The sequence below is a fragment of the Cupriavidus sp. FW305-F7 genome (genome assembly GCF_058782875.1).
In genome coordinates, this window is sequence record NZ_JBYSYC010000121.1 from 1 (window position 1) to 1,303 (window position 1,303).

Genomic DNA, 1,303 nt, shown 5'->3' on the forward strand with positions numbered 1-1,303 from the left:
TCGGTGACCGCTTCACCAACGCCCTACGCTGAGATTTATTTAACCGACCTCAGCACACAGAATTCCTGACACCTCCTCAGGGCACGATCCCGACCAGGCGCGACAGCGACTGCTCCGCGCCCCGGCCCGCCTCCACCACAAAGTCGATGAAGCGCCGGACCCGCACCGGCATCTGGCTGCGATGCGGGTAGTACATGTACATGCCGATATTGCTGCTGCTGTACCCCGGCAGGATCGCCTTCAGCCGCCCGCTGACAAGGTCGGCGTGGATCATGTAGGCGGGCAGCTGGCCGATGCCCATGCCGGCGCGCACCGCTTCGACCTCGGTTTCCACGTCATTGAAGCTCGCCACGGCAGGCACCTCCTGGTAGATCAGGTCGCCGTCCACCTGCAGCTCCCACGGCACCATGCGCCCGGTGGCGGGGCGGCGGAAGCCCGTGCACTGGTGCTGCAGCAGGTCGTCGAGGGTGGCCGGCTCGCCGTGCCGCGCCAGGTAATCCAGCGCCGCGCAGATGACCAGCGGCAGGTCGCACAGCCGCCGCGCCACCAGGTTCTGGCCGGGGCTGGTGCCGACGCGGAAGCCGACATCGATCTTGGCTTCGACCAGGTCGGTGAAGAGGTCGCTCAGCACCACATCGAAGGCGATGCCGGGGTATTGTTCGCGAAAGCCGCGCACCAGCGGGATCAGCACGCGGCTGCCGAGCGACGGCGGAGCGGTCAGGCGGATCAGGCCGTCGTCGTCGCTTTTGCTGCTGCGGACCTGCTCGAGCGCTTCGTCGAGCTGGCGCATGCCCGGCGCGGCCAGCTCGAACAGGCGTGCGCCTTCTTCCGTCAGGCTGAGCTTGCGCGTGGTCCGGTGCAGCAGCCGCACGCCGAGATGGTCCTCCAGCGTGCGCACGGCCTTGCTGGCGGCCTGCGGGGTGACGCCAGCCTCCACCGCGGCGCGATGGAAGCTGCCGGCGCGCACCACGCCGAGGAAGAGGGTGAGGACACGGGCCTTGTCCATGACTGGCAACCAGAGGTTGGGAATGCGGCCATCATAACGCCAGTCCGGGATCACGAAAACAGCAAGGGCAGGCCCGTGCGCGGACTATTGCTCGACCAGATGCTCGATGCGGATCGGCAGCTCCCACACGCGCTTTCCGGTTGCGTGGAACACAGCGTTGGCCACGGCCGGCGCCACGCCCACCAACGCGATTTCACCTAATCCCTTGACGCCCAGTTCGTTCATCAGATTTGCTCCGAGAAACCTCGCCATTCAAGGCGGGGAGTGAAAGGAGCGCCGCCGAGAGGCGGCATTCCC

General features: G+C 66.9%; 1 protein-coding gene and 1 pseudogene. Both read right to left on the bottom strand.

Features of this window, described 5'->3' with window-relative positions:
• Nucleotides 1-76: 76 nt before the first annotated feature.
• Nucleotides 77-1,006, bottom strand: coding sequence for a LysR family transcriptional regulator (locus AC3WL8_RS39870; RefSeq protein WP_041228686.1), 930 nt, complete (start codon nt 1,004-1,006; stop codon nt 77-79).
• Nucleotides 1,007-1,090: 84 nt separating this feature from the next.
• Nucleotides 1,091-1,231, bottom strand: a pseudogene (locus AC3WL8_RS39875) (hypothetical protein); the annotation flags it as partial.
• Nucleotides 1,232-1,303 lie beyond the last annotated feature (72 nt).